The 3,508-nt window shown below is 40.6% G+C and carries 3 protein-coding genes; 1 reads left to right on the top strand and 2 read right to left on the bottom strand.

Annotated elements, in window-relative coordinates; translation table 11 throughout:
- On the bottom strand, positions 1 to 1,127 hold a 1,127-nt coding region (locus AC3LHT_RS09665; RefSeq protein WP_488662742.1), incomplete at its 3' end, for a hypothetical protein.
- Between the two features lie 109 nt (positions 1,128 to 1,236).
- On the opposite strand from AC3LHT_RS09665, the gene AC3LHT_RS09670 reads away from it, so the two are divergent.
- On the top strand, positions 1,237 to 2,352 hold the full coding sequence (locus AC3LHT_RS09670) for an Ldh family oxidoreductase (protein WP_488662743.1): 1,116 nt from the start codon (positions 1,237 to 1,239) through the stop codon (positions 2,350 to 2,352).
- A 328-nt stretch (positions 2,353 to 2,680) separates the two neighbouring features.
- Here the strand turns inward: AC3LHT_RS09670 and AC3LHT_RS09675 are convergent, their stop codons facing one another.
- Positions 2,681 to 3,412, bottom strand: a complete 732-nt coding sequence (locus AC3LHT_RS09675; RefSeq protein ID WP_290647270.1) for a Nif3-like dinuclear metal center hexameric protein — start codon at positions 3,410 to 3,412, stop codon at positions 2,681 to 2,683.
- Positions 3,413 to 3,508: the final 96 nt, after the last annotated feature.

Genomic DNA, 3,508 nt, shown 5'->3' on the forward strand with positions numbered 1-3,508 from the left:
AAAGCCCCCGTTAAAGGGTCAATAAGCGATTTCTTATGAATTATTTCCACCTTTTTATAAATGTCTCTATAATTTTCTATCAAAGCTATGCCAAAACCAAGTGAGGCTATAAGAACACCATAACCAGAAATATATATGCCCTGAATCCCTGTTAATTCAGCGATTACAGAGTATAAAATTGTGGCTGCGAAAAAAGTCGTCGAAAAGATAAGATATTTCTTCCTATACTTAAAAACCATAATAGCCAAAGTTATAGCGCTAATCACAAAAAGAAGATCGTAAACAATCTGCATTTTTTTAAAGGTTATCAAGTTTGGAATTGAAAAGATAAAAATAACTCCAGAAAGGTTAGATGTAAAAATTAAACTCGAAAACTTTTTCTTTGTCCCAACGAATTTCGACACGCCCAGAACCAGAAAGGCTATTGCCACCAGTCCAGTTGCAAGGGTGGCTTTCTCAAACAACAGTAGTGAATCTATACTGCCCGTGGTTTCTCTATAAACAAATTCTAACAAGAAGATCGAAGACAATAACGACGCAGTTGCAATATAAACGAAATGGACATGATCCCCGGGGACTGAAAAGCCAAAAACTAGTAAAACAACACCAAGGATGATTCCACCACCCATAGCAAGCAAATATATATCACTAATGAAGAAATTCAATATGCTATTACGCCAACTCACCGCGGTATATTTAACGATCAAGGGAGCTCGTTGTATTCCTACGTCATAAACGATTTTCATATCCAGTGTTAAGGTATTTGTATCCTTTAGCAGTTTTTTGTCAAAACGAATGAGATGAGAAAGATTCCATATGTTCGCGGTTCCTGATTCAAAATCCCCTATTTCTTTTAGTAATATTCCATTGAGATATATTCTCATTCCGCGATTGTAAACACCTAAAAGCATTATCGCATCACCTTCACAATATGAAAAGGTTTTTACAGCCCTATATGTTCCCAGGGTGTTTACAATCTTATAAAAAGGAGTTTCTACAAGCTCCACTTCCCCATCAGGATGAACGAGCTTCCATTCACCTGAGAGTTCTATGCCGTTCGGGTTACTCAACACTTCTAATAAAATGATAAGCAAAAAGAAAGCCGCTAAGCCAAGCAAAAATCTCATAAAATTACTACCTAACCATTTCATGTTCAAATCCTAACATAAAAGCTCATTTTTCATCAATCAATGCTATAAATAATGTTATATTCTTTTAAGATAGGAGGGATTCACAATGATCTACGAAGATGTTTATTGGGTGGACTTTGATACTTTAGAGCATTTCATGGCAGATGTTTTTATGAAGCTTGGAGTTCCCGAAGAAGATGCAAAAATCTGTGCCAACGTTCTTATCACCTCAGACAAAAGAGGGATTGACTCCCACGGTGTGGGAAGGCTTAAACCCATCTATGTTGACAGAATTAGGGCTGGCATTCAAAGCCCTATTACGAAATTTGAAATTGTAAGAGAGTCGCCTACAACCGCTGTTGTTGACGGTCATAACGGCATGGGGCATGTGATTGGATACAAAGCCATGAATTTGGCCATAAGAAAAGCAAAAAAGTATGGTATGGGGATGGTTGCGGTGAGAAATTCAACACATTACGGAATAGCAGGATACTACGCCTTAATGGCCGTTGATGCAGGAATGATAGGTATCACCGGGACAAATGCGAGACCTTCCATCGCGCCAACCTTTGGCGTTGAACCCATGCTTGGCACAAACCCGCTCACCTTCGGAATGCCTACAGACGAAGAATTCCCTTTTGTATTAGATTGTGCTACAAGTGTTTCTCAGCGTGGGAAGATAGAAGTTTATGCAAGGGCTGGTAAAAAAATACCTGAAGGCTGGGTTATAGGTCAAGATGGTAATACCCGAACGGATACCATGCAGATACTCGAGGATCTCAAAAAGGGCACAGCGGCTCTCGTGCCGCTTGGAGGCATTGGAGAAAAAACAGCAGGCTACAAAGGCTATGGCTATGCCACAGTAGTTGAAATACTTTCGGCAGCCCTCCAGGGTGGAGCTTTCTTAAAAATGCTCTCCGGTTTTGATGAAAATGGAAAAAGAATCCCTTATAACTTGGGACACTTTTTCATTGCCATTGATATAGAAGCCTTTACGGACCTCGAAAGTTTTAAAAAAACCACCGGCGAGATTCTGAGAGCGCTGAGAAATTCCAAAAAAGCGCCTGGAGCAGAGAAAATTTATACTGCCGGGGAAAAAGAATACATTGCCTGGCTTGAAAGAAAAGACAAAGGAGCCCCGCTAAACGAGGTACTGAGGAATCAGCTTATTCATCTAAGAGATGAGCTAAACCTTAGCCAATACGTGTTCCCCTGGGAATGAGCGCTCCAAAACCCGCACTATAAATCCGGGTCTGGGGTCTAATATTGGGGTTTAGAAAGCGCTTCGAGAGCCGAGATCCGGTTTTTTCGTTGTAGGTTGTCGGTTGTGGGTTGTACGTAAATCTTTGTCCAACCCTTTTAGGGGGTGAACTGTGAATACGGCAGCATACAACCTACAACGCACAACCCACAACGATTTAGTCAGCGCCGCAAGCCTCAACCCTGTTGGCGTCAGATTTTTCCGCTCCAAAGGAGCACTTACCCTTAGCGGAGCCGGGCCTATCCATGGTGTAGTCGTGTTTACCGAATCTCAAATTTCGGCCATGTACTCACACTTGGTTGTAGATATCAAAGAATTTCGTTTCAATGCCGAACTTTTCTTCTAAAACTTTCCCAAGGTTTCTTACCCCAAAGGTTTCAGTTGAGTAATGTCCAGCATTTATGAAATTCATTTGCATCTCTCTTGAAAGATCGCGTATATGCTCTTTTACCTCACCGGTAATAAAAGTATCTACCTTTCCTTCCAGCTTTATAATATCACTCGCTCCCCCTCCGGAGATCACACACACGTTCTGGACAGCTGGTCTGTTAATATACGCCAATAAATCTTTCCTGTTCAGAAGTTTCTTCAGACTATCAAGAAAAATATTCGTTTCGATTGGAGTGTCATAGATACCGATATATCCGACATCAAAAGGCTCCTGAATCTTCAGGCCAAGAGCTTTGATTATCGAAGCGTTGTTGCCATATTCAGGATGAGCATCTAAAGGAAGGTGGTATCCCATGAGTGTCAAGCCATTTGCTAATACCTTTTCTACTCTTTTTTTTATATAACCGCGCAGTTTAAAAAATTCCTTCCCAAAGATCCCATGATGAACCAGCAACATATCAGCGTTCCAATTAATTGCTTCCTCAATAAAAGCAAGATTGAATGAAACACCTAAAGCAACCTTTTTTACGTTTCTGCTGCCTTCAATTTGAATTCCGTTAAAGCAAAAATCTTCGTATTTCCACGGTTCTAAAATACTGTTGAGATATTCCTCTATTTCAAAAGCATTCATAATATCACCCTACTCGCATTTTCGGGATAGTTTCAGGAACGATAAGGCTTGCTTCTGTCTGTTTCAGGACTTCTTCAACACTTACTCCGGGTGCCA

The sequence above is a fragment of the Kosmotoga sp. genome (genome assembly GCF_982836095.1).